This is a genomic window from Allobosea sp. (genome assembly GCF_030694325.1).
Classification (GTDB): domain Bacteria; phylum Pseudomonadota; class Alphaproteobacteria; order Rhizobiales; family Beijerinckiaceae; genus Allobosea.
The window spans coordinates 1-3,231 of record NZ_JAUXYO010000013.1 but is presented as its reverse complement, the minus strand read 5'-3'; the positions used below and the strand labels follow the sequence as shown (position 1 = coordinate 3,231).

General features: G+C 70.2%; 4 protein-coding genes. 1 reads left to right on the top strand and 3 read right to left on the bottom strand.

The annotated features are described in order from the left end of the window. The coding region (locus Q8M82_RS00540; protein ID WP_305689444.1) for a UPF0280 family protein at positions 1–686 on the top strand (686 nt) is incomplete at its 5' end. Between the two features lie 143 nt (positions 687–829). Here Q8M82_RS00540 and Q8M82_RS00535 read toward each other — a convergent pair. From Q8M82_RS00535 to Q8M82_RS00525, 3 genes are all read right to left on the bottom strand, one after another. Beyond that, positions 830–1,540 carry an ABC transporter ATP-binding protein gene (locus Q8M82_RS00535; protein ID WP_305689443.1) on the bottom strand — a complete coding sequence of 237 codons (711 nt, stop codon included), beginning with the start codon at positions 1,538–1,540 and terminating at the stop codon, positions 830–832. 162 nt (positions 1,541–1,702) lie between these two features. Then, complete coding sequence (locus Q8M82_RS00530) at positions 1,703–2,509, bottom strand: ABC transporter ATP-binding protein (RefSeq protein WP_305689442.1); 807 nt, start codon at positions 2,507–2,509, stop codon at positions 1,703–1,705. Further along, positions 2,506–3,231 (bottom strand): branched-chain amino acid ABC transporter permease (locus tag Q8M82_RS00525; RefSeq protein ID WP_305689441.1); only part of this gene is annotated, 726 nt, incomplete at its 5' end. The genes Q8M82_RS00525 and Q8M82_RS00530, both read right to left, overlap by 4 nt.

Here is a 3,231-nt window from a genome sequence, read left to right as displayed (position 1 = left end):
CGCTCGGGCCGCAGCCCCCGCCGCTGGCCGGCGCGACGGCCCGGCGCATGGCGCGCGCCTGCTGGTTTTTTCGCGAGCAGTTCATCACGCCGATGGCCGCCGTCGCCGGGGCCGTCGCCGATACGGTTCTGGGGGCGATGGCGCAGGCCGTCCCCGGCCTCGAGCGTGCCTATGTCAACAATGGCGGCGACATCGCCGTGCTGGTCACGCCGGGGATTCCGCTCGACATTGGGGTGGTGCCCTCGCTCGCCCGCGCCCGACCGGAGGGGTTCATCCGGATCGAGGCCCCCTCGCCCGCCGCCCGACACCTCTGCGGCATCGCCACCAGCGGCTGGCGGGGACGCTCCTTCTCACGCGGCATTGCGGACGCCGTCACCGTTCTCGCCCGCAGCGCGGCCGAGGCCGACGCGGCCGCGACCGTCATCGCCAATGCGGTCGATGTGACTGAGGCCGCCATCATCCGCCGCCCTGCCCGCGCTCTCGACCCCGACAGTGACCTCCGCGACCTGCCCGTCACCGTCGATGTCGGGCCCCTGTCGGCGGATGCGGTCGCGGCGGCGCTCGCCTCGGGCCTACGGATGGCGGAGGCGCTGCGGCGCGACGGGCTGATCGAGGGCGCGCTGCTGGCGCTGGCGGACGAATGGCGCAGCGTCGGGGGATTGGACAGGCAGATCAGCCACGGGTGAAACGCGAGGTCATCCCGGGCGCAGCGAAGCGAAGACCCGGGATCCATGCCGGAGCCTTTCCCGGAGACGCTCCGGAATGGATCCAGGATCGGCGCGGCTTCGCCGCTTGTCCGGGATGACCGAGGAGAATCGGGACAGGCGCCCTACACCGACAGATACTGCGCCCTGACCGCCTCGTCGGCCTTGAGCTCATCCATCGTGCCGGTGAATCGGATGATGCCCTTTTCGATGATGGCGGCGCGGTCGGCGACATTGCCGGCGAAATGCAGGTTCTGCTCCGAGATCAGCACGGTCAGCCCCTCGCCCTTCAGCGCCAGGATGGTCCTGGCCATCTCCTCGACGATAACCGGCGCCAGACCCTCCGACGGCTCGTCGAGCAGGACGAGCCGGGGGTTGCCCATCAGAGTGCGCGCGATCGTCAGCATCTGCTGCTCGCCGCCCGACATCGCCCCGCCCGGCCGGTCGCGCATGCGGCCGAGATTGGGAAACAGGGCAAACAGCCGCTCCGGCGTCCAGTGCGGCGCATCCGCCCGGGCCGGGCGCTGCGCCACCGAGAGGTTTTCCATCACGCTGAGTTCAGAGAAGACGCGACGGTCTTCGGGCACATAGCCGATGCCCATCCGCGCGATCTCGAAGGGCTCCCGCCCATCGACGCGCTCGCCCTCGAAGCTGACGCTGCCGCCGGCGGGCGGGACCAGCCCCATCACCGCCTTCATCGTCGTCGACTTGCCGGCGCCATTGCGGCCCATCAGGGCCAGAACCTCGCCGCGCTGCATCGAGAAGCTCACGCCCTGCAGGATATGGGCGCGGCCGTAATAGGCGTCGAGCGCGCTGATCTCGAGCATGGCGCTCATCGCCGGCCTCCAATGAACCGACCGCAAAACGCGCCGTCATCCTGGCCGCCGCGGAGCGGCGCGCCGGGATCCATCATAGGGTGCCGTCGAACCCTACGATGGATCCCAGGACGACCTTCGGTCGCCCAGGATGACGTGAAGTGTCCACGCGAAACGGTCACGCTAATGCCCTCCCGAGGTCGCGCCGGAGCCGAGATAGACGGCGCGGACATTGGGGTCCTGCCGCACCTCCTGGGCCGTGCCATGGGCGATCAGCCGGCCGCGATCGAGCACGATGACGCTGTCGGAATGGGTGAAGACGACATCCATGTCATGCTCGGTGAAGAGCACGGCAATGCCCGTGGCGGTGGCGATGCCCGCTGTCAGCGCCATCAGCTCGATGCGTTCGCGCGGCGCCATGCCGGCGGTCGGCTCGTCCATCAGCAGCAGCCGCGGCCGGTTGGCGAGCGCGACGGCGAGTTCGACGCGCTTGAGGTCGCCATAGGCCAGCACGCCGCAGGCGCGCTCCGCCTGTTCGAGCATGCCGACCTGCGCGAGCAGGCCATCCGCCTCCTCGCGATGGCGGTCGCGGGCCCGGCCGAGCGGGCTCCAGATTCCGCCGGCATGCGAGATCAGCGCCATCTGGACGTTTTCGCGCACCGTCATCGAGGTGAAGGTCGCGGTGATCTGGAAGGTGCGGCCCACCCCCATGCGCCAGACATGGCGCGGCTTCATGCCGGTGATCGCGCGGCCGGCCAGCAGCACCTCCCCGCCATCGGGCCGCAGCTGGCCGTTGAGCATGTTGAAGCAGGTCGTCTTGCCGGCGCCGTTGGGGCCGATCAGCGCCAGCATCGTCCCGGGCAGCACCGAGAAGGAGACGCCGTCGACCGCGCGCACGCCGCCGAAGGATTTGGCGAGGTCGCGCACGACGAGCACCGGTTCGCTGGCGGCGACGGCGCTCGCCACGTCGGCAGGGGCGAGAGCGCTCATCGCGCGGCCTCCGCCAGCCGGGTCGCCGGAGCCGGTTCGGGTCGGGCGCGACGCTCCCGCAGGGCCAGGATCGTGCCGACGAGCCCGCGCGGGAAGAGCACGACGAGCAGCACGATCGAGAGCCCCAGCGCGAAGCGCCAGTACATCGTCGCCTTCATCAGCTGCTCGTGCAGCCCGGCATAGGCGAAGGCACCGATGATCGGGCCCGACACCGTCTGCACGCCGCCGAGCAGCACCATCAGCAGCGCATCGACCGAGCGCGGGATCGCCATATAGGTCGGGAAGACCGAGCCCTTGAAGAAGGCGAAGAGCGCGCCCGCGATGCCGGCGCAAAAGGCGGCGACCGCGAAGGCGACCCACTGGATGCGCACCACGTCGAGGCCGATCGCCTCCGCCCGCAGCGCGTTGTCGCGCCCCGCCCGCAATCCGTAGCCGAAGGGCGAGAAAATCGTGAAGCGCAGCGCCAGCACAGCCGCCGCGCAGATCACCAGCGTCAGATAGTAATAGACCGTCTTGGACGCCGCCCAGGCCGAGGGCCAGACGCCGAGGATGCCGTTGTCGCCGCCGGTGAGATCGACCGACTGGAACGCCGTCGCCCAGGCGATCTGTGCGAAGGCGAGCGTCAGCATGGCCAGATAGACCCCCGACAGCCGCACGCAGAACCAGCCGAAGACGACGCCCGCGATGCCCGCTAGGAAGGGCGCCATCAGCAGCGCCGGCTC

Coding starts and splice junctions, on each gene's coding strand:
- Q8M82_RS00535 (WP_305689443.1), bottom strand. CDS start 1,540: ATGAGCGCCATGCTCGAGATCAGCGCGCTCGACGCCTATTACGGCCGC.
- Q8M82_RS00530 (WP_305689442.1), bottom strand. CDS start 2,509: ATGAGCGCTCTCGCCCCTGCCGACGTGGCGAGCGCCGTCGCCGCCAGC.